Origin of the sequence: Caballeronia sp. INDeC2 (assembly GCF_023631325.1) — a bacterium.
In the GTDB taxonomy this organism is placed as follows: Bacteria; Pseudomonadota; Gammaproteobacteria; order Burkholderiales; family Burkholderiaceae; genus Caballeronia.
This window is the reverse complement of the sequence record NZ_JALQDG010000010.1, coordinates 103,522-119,719: the sequence shown is the minus strand read 5'-3', so window position 1 is coordinate 119,719 and position 16,198 is coordinate 103,522. Positions and strand designations below refer to the sequence as shown.

Genomic DNA, 16,198 nt, shown 5'->3' with positions numbered 1-16,198 from the left:
TTCCGCTTACATCAGCTTGGCGGCCGATGCGGACTTCGTCGCGCGGCCATGTGCCGACGACGGCGTGTTCTGCGCCGGCGAACCCGTGCCCGCGTTCTGCTGGATGATGCGCGCGATTTCCTGATCGGCCTGCGCGCCGTAGTTGTCGAACACGTTGGTCTGATAGACCGTGTTCTGCGCGTTGCCGAGCTGGCCGCCTTCCTCGTTCTTGATCGTCACGTCGACGTTCATCGAGAGGCCGATACGCAGCGGATGCTGCTCAAGTTCCTTCGGATCGAGCTGGATACGCACCGGCAGACGCTGCACGACCTTGATCCAGTTGCCCGTCGCGTTCTGAGCGGGCAGAAGCGAGAACGCCGAGCCCGTGCCGGCCGAGAAGCCGATCACCTTGCCGTGATACACGACGCTCGATCCATACAGGTCGGCCGTCAGTTCCACCGGCTGGCCGATGCGCATGTGCTTCAGTTGCACTTCCTTGAAGTTCGCGTCGACCCATACGCCGTTGAGCGGCACGATCGCCATCAGCGGATTGCCCGGCGACACGCGCTGGCCGACTTGCACCGAGCGCTTCGCGACGTAGCCCGTCACCGGCGCCGGCAGCGTGTTGCGCGCGAAGTTGATATACGAGTCGCGCACCTTGGCGGCCGCCGCGAGCACGTTCGGGTGACCGGCGATAGTCGTATTGGACGTGAGCGACCGGTTCGACGCGAGTTCCTGTTGGGCGGCGTCGAGCGCGGCTTGCGCGCCACGGACCGCGTCGCGGGCATGCGAGATTTCTTCCTGCGACACCGCGCCCGTCTGCGCGACCTGCATGCGGCGCTTCAGATCGTCCTGCGCGCGCGACAGATCCGAGCGGCGCAAGGCGATTTGCGCTTCGTACTGGTTGTTGTTCACGAAGAACGTGCGGACCTGGCGCACCGTCTGCGCGAGATTCGCTTCGGCCTGATCGAGCGCGACCTTCGAGTCGGCGGGATCGAGCGCGACGAGAGGATCGCCAACCTTCACGGTCTGCGTGTCGTCCGCGTTCACCGAGATCACCGTGCCGACGACCTGCGGCGTGATCTGCACGACGTTGCCGTTGACGTAGGCGTCGTCGGTGGCTTCATGGAAGCGCGCGACGAGGAAGTAGTACAGCCCGTACGCGACGGCGGCGATGATGATGACGAGCACGATCAGCGTCATCAGCCGGCGGCGTTTGCCGTTGCTTTGCTTCGGCGCTGGCGCGGCCGCGGTTTGTTGAGGGTCGCTCATGAAAAGACTCCGAATATTCCGTATTGGTCTTGATGCGTGTTCTTGTGCGCGGCTTACTTCGACGGCGTCGCTTCGTTCGCCGCTTGCGTGCTCGCCTGACTCTGTCCGCTGCCGTCGATCGCGAGATTCGTGCTCGTCGCGTCGAAGCCGCCGCCCAGCGATTTGATCAGCGCGATTTGCAGATCGGTGCGCTTAAGGCGCAGGTTCGTCACGGTCTGCTCGTTGGCGAGGCGGTTTTCGTCGGCGTTGAGCACCTGCAATTGCGGCGACAGGCCTGCCTTGTAGCGGATCACCGCGAGTTGATACGCGCTCGACGCCGCCGCGAGCGCGCGCTGGGCGTCGGCCATCTGCTTGTCGAGCGAGCGGATCGCGGAAATGTTGGTCGCGACGTCGTTCATCGCATTGATGAGCGTCTGATTGTAGTTCGCGACATCGCCCTCGAAGTCGGCATAACGGCCTTTCAACTGGGCGCGCAGGGCGCCGGCATCGAAGATCGGCAGATGCACCGCCGGTCCCAACTGAATTTGACGGCTGCTCGCCTGCAGGAAGCGGCCCCAGCCGAACGCATCGAAACCGAAGCCCGCCGCGAGGTTGATGTCCGGGAAGAACTCGGCCTTCGCTTCCTTGATGTTGTGCGTCGCGGCTTCCACCTGCCAGCGCGCGGCGACGATGTCCGGGCGGCGCGCGACGAGATCGGCCGGCACGTTGTCGGGCAGCGTGACGTTGACGCTCGGATCGATCACCGGCTTGGCGATCTGCATGCCGCGGTCCGGGCCCTTCCCGAGCAGCGCGGCGAGCTGATAGCGCACGGTTTCGATCTGCCCGTCGAGCTCGGTCGAGTTCGTTTGGCTCGTCGCGACATTGCCTTCCGCCGTGCGGCTCTCGACTCTCGTGTCGAGCCCGGCCGCGACGCGTCCGTTCGTGATGCGCCCGACATCCTGCCGGTTCGCGATCTCGCGCTGGGCGACGTCGCGCAGCGCATAGAGCAGCGCGAGCTGGTTATAGGTGCGCGCAACCGACGCCGCCAGCGTCACGCGCGCCTGTTGCATGTCCGCTTCGGCAGCCTTTTCCTGCGACACCGCCATATTCAGGCGTGAGCGGTTCTTGCCCCACAGATCGAGTTCCCACGACGCGCTCGCGAGCACGTTGTTCTCACTGAACCAGGTGCCGCCGTAGGGCGGCGGAAAGAGGGCGTTGGCCGAATACAGCTCGCGTGTCCACGAATACGATCCGTTGACCTTCGGATAGAGCGCTGAGCGCGACGTTTCGATATACGACGACGCCTTCGCGATACGCGACTGCGCCTGCGCGATGGACGGATTGCCCGCGAGCGCCTCGTCGATCAGTTGCGGCAGTTGCGGATCGCCGAACTGCTTCGCCCAGTCGAGCGCGGGCCACTGGCCGCCTTGTCCCGGCAGGCTCTGCGTGGCCTCGAAGTTTTCAGGCGCGGCAATGTGCTTGTCGCTCGAGATGCCGGCGTAGTTCGCGCAACCGCCGAGCGCGAGCGCGGCCAACGCGGCGGCCACGACGCCCTTCATGCGGCTTTCGCTGCGAAGCGCGGACGGGGAAAGGTGTTTCATATCTCGTCTCTTGAGATGAGAATTAAAGATGGACGTTGCAATCATTTTGTAGGCTTACGATGACGAATTTCCTTGTCATCGCAATGACGTACCAGACTTATCGATGCCGCCGAGTAGCGGCGCGACGGAGGGATCGCAGGAGTTCGCCAGAATCCGGCGCAGCATGCTCTTCAGGAAGCCCACTTCCTCGGGCGTGAAGCCCGCGAGCAGGTTGTCCAGCACGCGGGTGAAGATGGCGGGAATCTTCTCGGCCGTTGCCTGGCCTTCGTCCGTCAGCGCGAGGCGCACGACGCGCCGGTCTTCCTCGCTGCGCAGGCGCGAGAGCAGGCCACGCTTTTCCAGCCGGTCGATGAGGCGCGTCACGGCGCTCGCATCGATCCCGTATTCGCGGGCGATGTCCGCGGCCGTCAGGCACTTGCCGACCGCCAGCATGAAGAGAATGCTCGCCTGCGTGCTCGTGATGCCCAGTTCGGAGGTCGTGTGCTGCGTGACCATGTTCCACATGGTCGAGCGCACCCGGCTGATCAGGTAGCCGACGCTCTCGGCGAGCACGTAATCGCCGATCGCTGCGGATTTCGGAGCGTCGCTCATGGAAATAATTATGCGGATGCAATAGTTGACTAGGCAGGAGTATAGGCGGACGTTTCAGGCGGTGCAAGACTCTTTTATGAAAGTGCTTAACAATGGGTCGCGCACAAGCGAGGGCAGACGTGCGGGTTGCGTCCTATTGCAAGGGAACGACATCCATGCGTGCTATAATTTACGGTTCTCACCGCGCCGGGCCCGCGTAGTCATGCTTGCATGACGGTTTCAAGGGGGGCTTGCCGAGCCATGAAGTCTCGTTGAAGAGACTCGCTCCGACGGCGCACAACCAAGACATCTCTATATGACTCGCGCCCTCCGCAATATCGCCATCATCGCCCACGTCGACCACGGCAAGACCACGCTCGTCGACCAGTTGCTCCGTCAGTCGGGCACGTTCCGGGAAAACCAGCAGGTCGCCGAGCGCGTCATGGACTCGAACGACATCGAAAAGGAACGTGGCATCACGATTCTGGCGAAGAACTGCGCCGTCGAATACGAAGGCACGCACATCAATATCGTCGATACGCCGGGACACGCCGACTTCGGCGGTGAGGTGGAGCGCGTGCTGTCGATGGTCGACTCCGTGCTGCTGCTCGTCGACGCCGTCGAAGGACCGATGCCGCAGACGCGCTTCGTCACGAAAAAGGCGCTCGCGCTGGGTCTCAAGCCGATCGTCGTGATCAACAAGGTGGACCGCCCGGGCGCGCGTATCGACTGGGTGATCAACCAGACTTTCGATCTGTTCGACAAGCTCGGCGCAACCGAAGAGCAGCTCGACTTCCCGGTGGTTTATGCGTCGGGCCTGAACGGCTACGCCGGCCTCAATCCGGAAGTGCGCGAAGGCACGATGCGCCCGCTCTTCGAAGCCATTCTCGAACACGTGCCGGTTCGCCCGGCCGATCCTGACGGTCCGCTGCAACTGCAGATCACGTCGCTCGACTACAACTCGTACGTCGGACGTATCGGCGTGGGCCGTGTCGCACGCGGTCGCATCCGCCCCGGCATGCAGGTGGCGGTGCGTTCGGGCCCGGACGGCGCGATCATCAATCGCAAGATCAATCAGGTGCTGTCATTCCACGGTCTCGAGCGCGTGCAGGTCGAAGAAGCGCAAGCCGGCGATATCGTGCTGATCAACGGTATCGAGGAAATCGGCATCGGCGTGACGATCTGCTCGCCGGACAATCCCGAAGCGCTGCCGATGATCACCGTCGACGAACCCACGCTCACGATGAACTTCCTCGTGAACTCGTCGCCGCTCGCGGGCAAGGAAGGCAAGTTCGTGACGAGCCGCCAGATCCGCGACCGTCTCACCAAGGAACTGAATCACAACGTGGCGCTGCGCGTGAAAGACACCGGCGACGAAACCACGTTCGAAGTGTCGGGCCGTGGCGAACTGCATCTGACGATTCTCGTCGAGAACATGCGGCGTGAAGGCTATGAGCTCGCGGTGTCGCGTCCGCGCGTCGTGCTGCAGGAAATCGACGGCGTGAAGTGCGAGCCGTATGAAAACCTGACGGTCGATATCGAAGACCAGCATCAGGGCGGCGTGATGGAAGAGCTCGGCCGCCGCAAGGGCGAAATGCTCGATATGACGTCGGACGGCCGCGGCCGCACGCGTCTCGAGTACAAGATTTCGGCGCGTGGTCTGATCGGTTTCCAGAGCGAGTTCCTGACGCTCACGCGCGGCACGGGTTTGATGAGCCATACGTTCGATTCGTACGCGCCGGTGAAGGAAGGCTCGGTCGGCGAGCGTCGCAACGGCGTGCTGATTTCGCAGGACGACGGCGCCGCCGTGGCGTATGCGCTGTGGAAATTGCAGGATCGCGGCCGCATGTTCGTGTCGCCGGGCGATGCACTCTATGAAGGCATGATCATCGGCATTCACAGCCGTGACAACGACCTCGTCGTGAATCCGATCAAGGGCAAGCAGTTGACCAACGTGCGCGCGTCGGGCACCGACGAAGCCGTGCGTCTCGTGCCGCCAATCCAGCTCTCGCTGGAATACGCGGTCGAGTTCATCGACGACGACGAACTCGTCGAAGTCACGCCGCAATCGATCCGCCTGCGCAAGCGTCATCTGAAGGAGCATGAACGCCGCCGCGCGAGCCGCGAGGCGAACGCCGAGTAAGCGTCGGGCGCGGTTTGCATCGACGGAGCAAAAGCCGCCTTTTGGGCGGCTTTTGCTTTTTTCGACGGCGTGCAAGAGACCCTTGCGTATCTCATGAAAGCCCGCACATGCTTGTTGCGTAAAGGACGACGGTGCCGCGCAGATGCGGCGATCGGTCATATGACGATTGCTTCTGTGCTATGCTTCCGAGATTAGCTGTCGCTTTTTAGGTCCTTCCAAGCAGACTTGATTCGCGCAATCCGCTAAACGGTCAGGCCGTGGCGCGGAAGGTTTCGTAACCCGCACTTCCTCGAGAAACTCGAAGAAAGGTGAGCGTAAAATGATGAAGCAATTCCAGTCGAACTCCTACTTGTTCGGCGGTAATGCTCCGTACGTCGAAGAGTTGTACGAGCAATATCTCGATAATCCCGCGTCAGTGCCCGAGACCTGGCGAGCCTATTTCGACGCGTTGCAGAACGTGCCCGCTTCAGACGGCACGGCTCACAACGACGTGGCCCACGGCCCCATCGTCGAGTCTTTCGCCCAGCGCGCGAAGGCGAATGCCTTCTTGCCGCGTGAAAGCACCGGCGACCTCACCACCGCGCGCAAGCAAGTCTACGTTCAATCGCTGATCGGGGCATATCGTTTCCTCGGCACGCAATGGGCGAACCTCGATCCGCTCAAGCGCCGCGAGCGTCCCGCCATCCCCGAACTCGAACCCGGCTTCTACGACTTCACCGAAGCCGACATGGATCAGGTGTTCAACGCGAACAACCTGTATTTCGGTTTCGAGCAGGCATCGCTGCGCGACATCGTCAAGGCGCTGCGCGATACCTACTGCGGCACGATCGGCGCCGAATTCATGTACATCAGCGATCCGGAGCAAAAGCGCTGGTGGAAGGAGAAGCTCGAGTCGATCCGCTCGACGCCGAACTTCTCGAATGAAAAGAAAAAGCACATCCTCAATCGCCTGACGGCCGCCGAAGGCCTCGAGCGTTTCCTGCACACCAAGTACGTCGGTCAAAAGCGCTTTTCGCTGGAAGGCGGCGAGAGCTTCATCGCGTCGATGGACGAAGTCGTTCGTCACGCGGGCAAGAGCGGCGTGCAGGAAATCGTCATCGGCATGGCGCATCGTGGGCGTCTGAACGTGCTGGTCAATACGCTCGGCAAGATGCCGGCGGACCTCTTCGCCGAATTCGAAGGCAAGCACGTCGATGACCTGCCGGCCGGCGACGTGAAGTACCACAAGGGCTTCTCGTCGGACGTGTCGACCGAAGGCGGCCCGGTTCACCTGTCGCTTGCGTTCAACCCGTCGCACCTGGAAATCGTGAATCCGGTGGTCGAAGGCTCGGCCAAGGCGCGTATGGACCGTCGCGGCGACGAAGAAGGTCTGCAGGTGCTGCCGGTGCAAGTGCACGGCGACGCGGCCTTCGCGGGCCAGGGCGTCGTGATGGAAACGCTGAACCTCGCGCAGACGCGCGGCTACGGTACGCACGGCACGCTGCACATCGTCATCAACAATCAGATCGGCTTCACCACGTCGGACCCGCGCGATGCGCGCTCGACGCTGTACTGCTCGGACGTCGTGAAGATGATCGAGGCGCCGGTACTGCACGTGAACGGCGACGATCCCGAAGCCGTCGTGCTCGCCACGCAGCTCGCGATCGACTTCCGCATGAAGTTCCACAAGGACGTGGTCGTCGACATCATCTGCTTCCGCAAGCTCGGCCACAACGAGCAGGACACGCCGGCGGTCACGCAGCCGCTGATGTACAAGACCATCGCGAAGCATCCGGGCACGCGCGCCGTCTACGCTGAAAAGCTCGTGCAGCAAGGCGTGATCACGGCCGAGGACGCGGACAAGTACGTCAAGGAATATCGTCAGGCGATGGACGAAGGCCATCATACGATCGATCCGGTGCTCTCGAACTACAAGAGCAAGTACGCGGTCGACTGGGTGCCGTTCCTGAACCGCAAGTGGACCGACGCGGCTGACACCGCCGTGCCGCTCGCCGAACTGAAGCGTCTCGCCGAGCGCATCACGACGATCCCCGAGAACTTCAAGGTTCACCCGCTCGTCGAGCGCGTGATCAACGATCGCCGCGCGATGGGTCTCGGCGAAGCCAAGCTCGACTGGGGCATGGGCGAGCATCTCGCGTTCGCGTCGCTGGTCGCATCGGGCTACGCCGTGCGTCTGACGGGCCAGGACTCGGGCCGCGGCACGTTCACGCACCGTCACGCCGTGCTGCACGATCAGAACCGCGAGCGCTGGAACGACGGCACGTACATTCCGCTGCAGAACATCGCGGAAGGCCAGGCCAAGTTCACGGTGATCGATTCCGTGCTGTCCGAAGAAGCGGTGCTCGGTTTCGAGTACGGCTATTCGACGGCCGAGCCGAACACGTTCGTCGCGTGGGAAGCGCAGTTCGGCGACTTCGTGAACGGCGCGCAGGTCGTGATCGACCAGTTCATCTCGTCGGGCGAAGTGAAGTGGGGCCGCGTCTCCGGTCTCACGATGATGCTGCCGCACGGCTACGAAGGTCAGGGTCCGGAACACTCGTCGGCGCGTATCGAGCGCTTCCTGCAACTGTGCGCGGACCACAACATGCAAGTGGTCCAGCCGACGACGCCGGCGCAGGTCTTCCACCTGCTGCGCCGTCAGATGATCCGCCTGTTCCGCAAGCCGCTCATCATCTTCACGCCGAAGTCGCTGCTGCGTCACAAGGAAGCCGTGTCGGATCTGGCGGAACTGTCGAAGGGCTCGTTCCAGCCGGTCATCGGTGAAGTCGAAGAGGGGATCGAGCCGAAGAAGGTCAAGCGTGTGATCGTGTGCTCGGGCCGCGTGTACTACGACCTCGTCGCGCATCGCCGCGAAGCGAAGAGCAACGATGTCGCCATCGTGCGTATCGAGCAGCTGTATCCGTTCGCGCACAAGCAGTTCGACGCGGAACTCAAGAAATACGAGAACGCGACCGAAGTGGTCTGGGTGCAGGACGAGCCGCAGAACCAGGGTGCCTGGTTCTACGTCGAGCACCATCTGCGCGAAGGCATGCGCGAAGGCATGAAGCTGGCCTACAGCGGCCGTCCGGCTTCGGCGTCGCCGGCGGTCGGTTACTACGCGAAGCACTACGAGCAGCAGAAGGCGCTCGTGGAAGGCGCGTTCGGCCGCCTGAAGGGCGCGCAGGTCATCGCGAAGTAAGCAACGCTCGAGAGACCGGGCGCGCACGCCGCAGCCCGGTCCCGACGCTCGAACACACAGACACGCATTAGGACAATACAGAAATGGCTATCGTAGAAGTCAAGGTTCCCCAGCTTTCCGAGTCGGTTTCGGAAGCGACCATGCTGCAATGGAAGAAAAAGCCGGGCGAGGCTGTCGCCCAGGACGAGATCCTCATCGAAATCGAGACCGACAAGGTCGTGCTCGAAGTGCCCGCGCCGTCGGCTGGCGTGCTCGCGCAAGTGATCAAGCATGACGGCGATATAGTCACCGCCGACGAAATCATCGCGAAGATCGACACCGAAGCGAAAGCGGGCGAAGCAGTCGCCGCTGCCGGCGACTCGGAAGTGAAGCCCGCGCCCGTATCTGAACCGGCTACCGCTGCTGCGGCTCCCGTGGCCGCGCAGGCATCGGCGGGCGCGACGGGTGGCGCTGCGTCGCCCTCCGCGACGAAGATCCTGGCCGAGAAGGGCGTGTCGGCGGATCAGGTTTCGGGCTCGGGCCGCGACGGCCGCATCACGAAGGGCGACGCGCTCGCCGCTTCGGCCTCCGCACCGGCCGCCAAGGCTGCCGCACCGGCTCCGGCCGCCGCGCCCGCGCGCGCCGCCAAGCCCTCGCTGCCGCAAGTCTCCGCGCCGGCATCGACCGATCAGTGGCTCAAGGACCGTCCGGAACAGCGCGTGCCGATGTCGCGTCTGCGCGCGCGCATTGCCGAGCGTCTGCTCGAATCGCAGCAAACCAACGCCATCCTGACGACGTTCAACGAAGTCAACATGGCGCCGGTCATGGATCTGCGCAACAAGTACAAGGATCGCTTTGAGAAGGAACACGGCGTGAAGCTCGGCTTCATGTCGTTCTTCGTGAAGGCCGCCGTGCATGCGCTGAAGAAGTTCCCGCTCGTGAACGCATCGATCGACGGTAACGACATCGTCTATCACGGCTACTTCGACATCGGTATCGCGGTCGGTTCGCCGCGCGGTCTGGTGGTGCCGATCCTGCGCAACGCAGATCAAATGAGCCTCGCCGACATCGAGAAGAAGATCGCCGAATTCGGCCAGAAGGCGAAGGACGGCAAGCTGTCGATCGAAGAAATGACGGGCGGCACGTTCTCCATCTCGAACGGCGGCGTGTTCGGCTCCATGCTGTCGACGCCGATCATCAACCCGCCGCAGTCCGCGATTCTCGGCGTGCACGCGACGAAGGAACGCGCGGTCGTCGAGAACGGCCAGATCGTGATCCGTCCGATGAACTACCTCGCGCTGTCGTACGACCACCGCATCATCGACGGCCGCGAAGCCGTGCTGTCACTGGTCGCGATGAAGGACGCGCTGGAAGATCCGGCCCGTCTGCTGCTGGACCTGTAAGAATCAGTGCCTTCGGTGCGCGCGATAGGCTCGCGCGCATCGCTTCGAAGGCGTCTGCGCAAGAGCGCAGTCATAGAAAAGGAAAGTCATGTCCAAGGAATTTGATGTCGTCGTGATCGGCGCGGGCCCTGGCGGCTATATCGCGGCGATTCGCGCAGCGCAGCTCGGCAAGACGGTTGCGTGTATCGAGAAGTGGAAGAACCCGGCCGGCGCGTTGAAGCTCGGCGGCACGTGCCTGAACGTGGGCTGCATTCCGTCGAAGGCGCTGCTCGCGTCGTCGGAAGAATTCGAGAATGCGTCGAAGCATCTGGCCGATCACGGCATCAGCGTGTCGGATGTGAAGCTCGATGTGTCGAAGATGCTCGCTCGCAAGGACGGCATCGTCGAGAAGATGACGAAGGGCATCGAGTTCCTGTTCCGCAAGAACAAGATCACGTGGCTCAAGGGCCACGGCAAGTTCACCGGCAAGAACGACGCCGGCGTGCAGATAGAAGTGTCGGGCGAAGGCGAAACCGAAACTGTCACGGCGAAGAACGTGATCATCGCGACGGGTTCGAAGGCGCGTCATCTGCCGAACATTCCGGTCGATAACAAGATCGTCGCCGACAACGAAGGCGCGCTGTCGTTCGACGCCGTGCCGAAGAAGCTCGCGGTCATCGGCGCGGGCGTGATCGGGCTGGAGCTCGGTTCGGTGTGGCGGCGTCTCGGCGCGGACGTGACCGTGCTCGAAGCGCTGCCGCAATTCCTGGGCGCGGCGGACGAATCGCTTGCCAAGGAAGCCGCGAAGCAGTTCAAGAAGCAGGGCCTCGACATTCACCTCGGCGTGAAGATCGGCGAAGTGAAGACGACCGGTAACGGCGTATCGATCGCTTACACGGATAACGCGGGCAACGCGCAGACGCTGGAAGCGGATCGCCTGATCGTGTCGATCGGCCGCGTGCCGAACACGGATAACCTCGGTCTGGAAGCAATCGGCCTGAAGGCGAACGAGCGCGGTTTCATCGACGTCGACGATCATTGCGCGACGAGCGTGCCGAACGTGTACGCCATTGGCGACGTCGTGCGCGGCCCGATGCTCGCGCACAAGGCGGAAGACGAAGGCGTGGCGGTGGCGGAAATCATCGACGGCCAGAAGCCGCACATCGACTACAACTGCGTGCCGTGGGTCATCTACACGGAACCGGAAATCGCGTGGGTCGGCAAGACCGAACAGCAGCTCAAGGCCGAAGGCCGCGAGATCAAGACCGGCCAGTTCCCGATGATGGCCAATGGCCGCGCATTGGGCATCGGCCGTGCGGAAGGCTTCGTCAAGATGATCGCCGACGCGAAGACCGACGAGATTCTCGGTGTGCACGTGATCGCCGCGGACGCATCGGATCTGATCGCGGAAGCCGTTGTCGCGATGGAATTCAAGGCGGCGTCGGAAGACATCGGCCGCATTTGCCATCCGCATCCGTCGCTGTCGGAAGTGATGCGTGAAGCGGCGCTCGCCGTCGACAAGCGCGCGTTGAATATGTAACTCGGCTCGGCTTCGGGCAGTCAGGCATCGCACACGAAGGCGAGCGGATCAAACCGCTCGCCTTCGTCACTTCAAACGGCAGAAGATGAACGTCACCGAATACTACGAAAAAGAACTGCGCACGCGAGGTTATCAATCGGACGAGGCGCAGCTCGCGGCGGTCGCGCGTCTGCAGCGCTGCTACGAGGAGTGGGTCGCGTACAAGGCCCGGCGCTCCAACGCGATCAAGAAGTTTCTCGTGCATCCGGACTTGCCGCGCGGTGTCTACATGTGGGGCGGCGTCGGGCGCGGCAAGAGCTTTCTGATGGACAGCTTCTATGCCGTCGTGCCGGTGCAGCGCAAGACGCGCCTGCATTTTCACGAGTTCATGCGCGAGGTGCATCGCGAGCTGGAAGACCTGAAAGGGCAGGCCGATCCGCTCGACGAACTCGCGAAACGCATCGCGAAACGCTTCCGGCTGATCTGCTTCGACGAATTCCACGTCTCGGATATCGCCGACGCGATGATTCTCTATCGCCTGCTCGACCGCCTCTTCAAGAACGGCGTGCAGTTCGTGATGACGTCCAATTACCAGCCCGACACGCTGTATCCGGAAGGGCTGCATCGCGATCGTCTGCTGCCCGCGATCGAGCTCATCAAGGAGCATCTCGACGTGCGCAACGTCGATGCGGGCACCGACTATCGCAAGCGCACGCTGTCCCAGGTGAAGGCGTATCACACGCCGCTCGGCGCGGCGGCGAGCGAGGCGTTGCGCGCCGACTACGCGAAGCTCGCGGCCGTGCCCGATGAAAGCCCGATCCTGCATATCGAAAAGCGCGAGATCAAGGCGTTGCGCAAGGCGGACGGCGTCGTGTGGTTCGACTTCGCGACGCTCTGCGGCGGGCCGCGCTCGCAGAACGACTATCTCGAACTGTCGAACCGGTTTCATGCGGTGATCCTGTCGGACGTGCCGCAGATGACGCCGCGCATGGCGTCCGAAGCGCGCCGCTTCACGTGGCTCATCGACGTGTTCTACGACCACAAGGTGAAGCTCTTGATGTCGGCGGCCGTGCCTGCGGAAGAGTTGTATGTCGAAGGACCGATGGCCAACGAGTTCGCCCGCACGGTGTCGCGCATCATCGAGATGCAGTCGAAGGAGTATCTGGAGGCGCCGCGGCGCGTCGCGGATATTTCGCTCACCTAATACGAGTATCAAAAATCTGCGGTTGGCCAATCGGCATAAGGCTTTGGGGACTATTTCAAGATTCGGATCACTCCGATTTGCCGGCTTTCGGGTACTCGGTATCGTCGATATCGGTTATCAGTCAGCAAATTGGAGAAATTACCGTGAAGCCCTACCGCGACATGTCCGACGAAGAATGGCAGATGGTCGCACCGCTGCTTCCCGAACTGCGTCCTCGTTCAGAGCTGCGAGGCCGGCCGCTCGCCAATACCCGCGCCGTGCTCAACGGCGTGCTCTGGGTGATGTACAGCGGCGCGTCGTGGTCCACGCTGCCGCGCAAATATCCGTCGTATCAGACGTGCCATCGGCGTTTCAAGACGTGGCACGAGTCGGGCGTCCTGCTGCACGTGATGACGCAGCTCTTCGGCCCGTCCGGAGAATCGCTCTATGCGTTGATGACATCGCGCATGCGCGTGCCGCCGGAGTTCAAGCTCGAGAGCGTCGCCATGCCCGAAGGCGCGCAAGCGGACGAGGCGCATCAGCGTCACGCCGCATGATCTCGTCGAAGGCAGGCGCGAAATAAGCAAAGCCGGTCGAAGACATCCATCTTCGACCGGCTTTGACTTTATCGATACCTATTGCTGGCGCAGCCAGGTCTGCGAACGCCCCAGCAGCGACACGCCGATATACCCGCGCACGACGAGTTTCTGCCCGCCGTCCTCCATCTTCATCTTGCACTTGTAGAGCTTGCCGTTCTCGGGATCGAGAATCTGGCCGCCGTCCCATGCATCGCCGTTTTGCCGCATGCCGGTGATGATCGTCATCCCTTTGACCGGTTGATCCCGGCGCTCGTCGGTGCAGGCCGTGCAGCGGCGCTCGGGATGATCGAATTCGCCGATGCCGCGCACGACCTTGCCCGACAACTGGCCGCCGCCGTCGTCGACGATCTGGATGATCGCTTTCGGCTTGCCGGTCTGATCGTCGATGGTCTGCCAGGTGCCGACGGGCGTCGCCGCCTGCGCGAACACGCTCGCGGCAAAGGTGGCGCAGAGCGCGCCGAGCATCACGCGCGCGCCGCGCGAACCGATGAGTCGGGTCATGTTGTCTCCTTGTTGTGATCGCCCGAGCATACGAGAAAGCGACCGTTCGCGTCTGCGAGGAAACGTTCTAGCGGCGCGCGTTCACGACTCAGACGCCGCGCTTCAGACCCGCTTCGAGCGTGGCGAACGTGCGCTCGTCGGTGCGATCGAAATGCAGCGGCGTGACGGAGACGCGGCCGGACGCGACCACCGCCGTTTCGCTATCGGGCGAATTCGGGCGCGGGCCGCGCTGAAACCGCAGCCAGTGATAGTCGATGCCGCGCGGATCGACGAGCGGCAGCACATCGATGCCTTCCACGAGGCCGATGCCTTGCCGCGTCACGGTGAGCGGACCGGCGGCGGACGCGTCGCAATCGGGAAAATTGACGTTCAGGCACGTGGGCGCGTCGTGGGAGATCGCGAGCAACTGGCGGATCACGCCCGGCGCGAGCGCGCGCGCCGTATCCCAGCGCACGTTCTCGCGATCGGTGAAGGTCTGGCTGAGCGCGATCGACGGCAGGCCGAGCAGCAGGCCCGTCATCGCGGCGCCGACGGTGCCGGAGAACATGGTCTCGACGCCGAGATTAGCGCCGCGGTTGATGCCGGAAAGCACGAGCGTGGGCGGCGCGTCTTTCATGATATGGCGCGCGCCCATGACGACGCAGTCGCCGGGCGTGCCCTGCACGCCGTAGCGCCGCTCGCCCTGGCGCGACACGCGCAACGGCGAATGCAGGCTGATGGAGTGCGACGTGCCGCTCTGATCGTGTTCCGGCGCGATGACCCAGACTTCGTGCGCGAGTTCGGCGGCTACGGCTTCGAGCACGGCGAGGCCGGGCGCGTCGATGCCGTCGTCGTTGGTGATGAGCACACGCTGCACGATGGGTGAGAGGGCGGACATCGCGAATCACTCCTTGGTCGATGATGAAAAGTATCGACCGATTATTACAGAGTTCGCGTAGTCGGGCGTCCGCGGCCCGGTTCTTCCTGGCGCCTTACTTGACGCCGAGGCCGCGCAGCACGGCGTTGCCGTCCTCGGTCAGACGTACTTTCGGCGCGCCCATGTCCGGCGACACGATCTCGACATAGCCGTATTCCTGCAACGAAGCGACATCGGGCGTCGCGGCCATCGCGTCGATGGGCGCGTGCAGCAGCAACAGCAGCGTGGCGATTTCGTGATGGCTCAGAAGCCTTTTGATGGCTCGCACGGGTGCGGAAGCCGGACGGCGGAGGTTCATGAACGATGTCCTCAAGTTTGCATGACGATGTGCGGCGCTCCCGGCGTGCTGCCTGCGCGGCGGACCTTGATGTCGATGGAGTGCGGGCAGGTTATCGGCCGACTCTTAGGCGAAACTTAAAACCACGCGGCGCGCGGTGCGGCACGTTGTTACATCCGATGTCATGAAGTCGGCGGGCGTTTCATTGGCGCGCCGATCAGAAGCGATAGTCAGGATTTTTCGGGTCGAACGTCAGATCGTCGAAGGGTTTGATTTCGATGCGCTCGAACACGACGCTTTCGAAAATATTGCCGTCGTTGTCGTACGACTCCAGCGTGCGGAAAACCGGCCGCTCGAGATCGAGCCCGAGCACTTCCTTTTTCGCGTAGAACTCGGGCTGTCCTTCGGGCGTTTCATACGTGAGCGCGACGACGCGCAATCCGTCGACGGTCTTCACTTCGATATTCGCCGGCTTTGTGATGCCCGCTTCGGCGAATCTGCGCCCTTCGTCGATGAAGCGCTGCGTGACCGCTTCGATGCCGAGCTCGCGGATCGAATGATTCGATTGCGCGCGGGCGAGGGCGCCGTCCACCGACGTCCACATCGGCACGACGCCCAGAAAGCCGCCGAGATGACCGTAGAGCTCGTCGGGACGTTTGGAATCGTCGTAGATGATTTCCTGGCCAGCATGCGCGCCATCGGGCAGCCATTTCGCGTAGACGCGCAGCGGCTCGCGCGTGACGCGCACGAGCATGTGATCCGCGCGCTTGGGCCACTTTCCCTTGATGCGCTCGCGCCGGCGCATCGTGAACTCGCAGGATTGATACTCCTGCAAGCCTTCCTGCAGGTAACGCGGCAGCGTGCGCGCGTCGAGCGAGCGAAAGAGGGCGATGAGCTGCGCGTCGCCGAGTCTCGCGAGCGCGCCGCTTTCGGCCGAGCGCGAGAGCCATTGCGCCTGCTGCTCGACGCTCATTTCGCCGACGCGCGCGGCGTCTTCGGTTGCATCCGCGCGCGCAACTAAAGACGCGAGCGCGAGCACGAGACACAACAGGCCCGCGCAAGCGAGCCGCAAGTCCGAAGCCCGGCGGCATGGCGCACGCGGCATGAGCATCTCCGAAAA

13 protein-coding genes are annotated in these 16,198 nt (G+C 63.0%); 6 read left to right on the top strand and 7 right to left on the bottom strand.

Translation table 11 applies throughout. From position 1 onward, the window contains the following. Window positions 1-6 precede the first annotated feature (6 nt). The 3 genes from NCS28_RS08140 to NCS28_RS08130 form a co-directional block, all read right to left on the bottom strand. Entirely contained in the window at window positions 7-1,251 is a 1,245-nt protein-coding gene (locus NCS28_RS08140; RefSeq protein WP_250513345.1) for an HlyD family secretion protein, read from the bottom strand. A gap of 53 nt (window positions 1,252-1,304) precedes the next feature. Beyond that, complete coding sequence (locus tag NCS28_RS08135) at window positions 1,305-2,831, bottom strand: efflux transporter outer membrane subunit (protein ID WP_250513344.1); 1,527 nt, start codon at window positions 2,829-2,831, stop codon at window positions 1,305-1,307. Window positions 2,832-2,906: 75 nt separating this feature from the next. Next, the gene (locus tag NCS28_RS08130) at window positions 2,907-3,422 is read right to left on the bottom strand and encodes a MarR family winged helix-turn-helix transcriptional regulator (protein WP_250513343.1); all 516 of its coding nucleotides are present in this window, start codon (window positions 3,420-3,422) and stop codon (window positions 2,907-2,909) included. Window positions 3,423-3,717: 295 nt separating this feature from the next. Between NCS28_RS08130 and typA the strand changes: the two genes are divergently transcribed. The 6 genes from typA to NCS28_RS08100 all read left to right on the top strand — a co-directional run bounded on the left by typA (window position 3,718) and on the right by NCS28_RS08100 (window position 13,342). Further along, complete coding sequence (gene typA, locus NCS28_RS08125; RefSeq protein WP_250513342.1) at window positions 3,718-5,544, top strand: translational GTPase TypA; 1,827 nt, start codon at window positions 3,718-3,720, stop codon at window positions 5,542-5,544. Between the two features lie 319 nt (window positions 5,545-5,863). Next, window positions 5,864-8,722 carry a 2-oxoglutarate dehydrogenase E1 component gene (locus NCS28_RS08120; protein ID WP_250513341.1) on the top strand — a complete coding sequence of 953 codons (2,859 nt, stop codon included), beginning with the start codon at window positions 5,864-5,866 and terminating at the stop codon, window positions 8,720-8,722. Between the two features lie 83 nt (window positions 8,723-8,805). Then, on the top strand, window positions 8,806-10,104 hold the full coding sequence (gene odhB / locus NCS28_RS08115; protein ID WP_250513340.1) for a 2-oxoglutarate dehydrogenase complex dihydrolipoyllysine-residue succinyltransferase: 1,299 nt from the start codon (window positions 8,806-8,808) through the stop codon (window positions 10,102-10,104). Window positions 10,105-10,192: 88 nt separating this feature from the next. Then, window positions 10,193-11,623 carry a dihydrolipoyl dehydrogenase gene (gene lpdA, locus NCS28_RS08110; RefSeq protein WP_250513339.1) on the top strand — a complete coding sequence of 477 codons (1,431 nt, stop codon included), beginning with the start codon at window positions 10,193-10,195 and terminating at the stop codon, window positions 11,621-11,623. An 85-nt stretch (window positions 11,624-11,708) separates the two neighbouring features. Then, window positions 11,709-12,806, top strand: coding sequence for a cell division protein ZapE (gene zapE / locus NCS28_RS08105; protein ID WP_250513338.1), 1,098 nt, complete (start codon window positions 11,709-11,711; stop codon window positions 12,804-12,806). A gap of 143 nt (window positions 12,807-12,949) precedes the next feature. Then, the gene (locus NCS28_RS08100) at window positions 12,950-13,342 is read left to right on the top strand and encodes a transposase (RefSeq protein ID WP_250513337.1); all 393 of its coding nucleotides are present in this window, start codon (window positions 12,950-12,952) and stop codon (window positions 13,340-13,342) included. 78 nt (window positions 13,343-13,420) lie between these two features. Here NCS28_RS08100 and NCS28_RS08095 read toward each other — a convergent pair whose 3' ends face one another. The 4 genes from NCS28_RS08095 to NCS28_RS08080 form a co-directional block, all read right to left on the bottom strand. After that, window positions 13,421-13,885, bottom strand: coding sequence for a DUF2147 domain-containing protein (locus tag NCS28_RS08095; protein ID WP_250513336.1), 465 nt, complete (start codon window positions 13,883-13,885; stop codon window positions 13,421-13,423). A gap of 88 nt (window positions 13,886-13,973) precedes the next feature. Further along, window positions 13,974-14,762 carry a 5'/3'-nucleotidase SurE gene (gene surE / locus NCS28_RS08090; protein ID WP_250513335.1) on the bottom strand — a complete coding sequence of 263 codons (789 nt, stop codon included), beginning with the start codon at window positions 14,760-14,762 and terminating at the stop codon, window positions 13,974-13,976. Window positions 14,763-14,856: 94 nt separating this feature from the next. After that, on the bottom strand, window positions 14,857-15,099 hold the full coding sequence (locus NCS28_RS08085; RefSeq protein ID WP_250513334.1) for a hypothetical protein: 243 nt from the start codon (window positions 15,097-15,099) through the stop codon (window positions 14,857-14,859). Window positions 15,100-15,295: 196 nt separating this feature from the next. After that, entirely contained in the window at window positions 15,296-16,183 is an 888-nt protein-coding gene (locus NCS28_RS08080) for a DUF1571 domain-containing protein (protein ID WP_250513333.1), read from the bottom strand. Window positions 16,184-16,198: the final 15 nt, after the last annotated feature.

Excerpts from the sequence above, each read along its gene's own strand:
- typA (WP_250513342.1), top strand. The coding sequence starts at position 3,718 with ATGACTCGCGCCCTCCGCAATATCGCCATCATCGCCCACGTCGACCAC.
- lpdA (WP_250513339.1), top strand. The coding sequence starts at position 10,193 with ATGTCCAAGGAATTTGATGTCGTCGTGATCGGCGCGGGCCCTGGCGGC.
- surE (WP_250513335.1), bottom strand. The coding sequence starts at position 14,762 with ATGTCCGCCCTCTCACCCATCGTGCAGCGTGTGCTCATCACCAACGAC.
- NCS28_RS08085 (WP_250513334.1), bottom strand. The coding sequence starts at position 15,099 with ATGAACCTCCGCCGTCCGGCTTCCGCACCCGTGCGAGCCATCAAAAGG.
- NCS28_RS08120 (WP_250513341.1), top strand. The coding sequence starts at position 5,864 with ATGATGAAGCAATTCCAGTCGAACTCCTACTTGTTCGGCGGTAATGCT.
- NCS28_RS08130 (WP_250513343.1), bottom strand. The coding sequence starts at position 3,422 with ATGAGCGACGCTCCGAAATCCGCAGCGATCGGCGATTACGTGCTCGCC.
- NCS28_RS08080 (WP_250513333.1), bottom strand. The coding sequence starts at position 16,183 with ATGCCGCGTGCGCCATGCCGCCGGGCTTCGGACTTGCGGCTCGCTTGC.
- NCS28_RS08095 (WP_250513336.1), bottom strand. The coding sequence starts at position 13,885 with ATGACCCGACTCATCGGTTCGCGCGGCGCGCGCGTGATGCTCGGCGCG.
- odhB (WP_250513340.1), top strand. The coding sequence starts at position 8,806 with ATGGCTATCGTAGAAGTCAAGGTTCCCCAGCTTTCCGAGTCGGTTTCG.
- NCS28_RS08140 (WP_250513345.1), bottom strand. The coding sequence starts at position 1,251 with ATGAGCGACCCTCAACAAACCGCGGCCGCGCCAGCGCCGAAGCAAAGC.
- zapE (WP_250513338.1), top strand. The coding sequence starts at position 11,709 with ATGAACGTCACCGAATACTACGAAAAAGAACTGCGCACGCGAGGTTAT.
- NCS28_RS08135 (WP_250513344.1), bottom strand. The coding sequence starts at position 2,831 with ATGAAACACCTTTCCCCGTCCGCGCTTCGCAGCGAAAGCCGCATGAAG.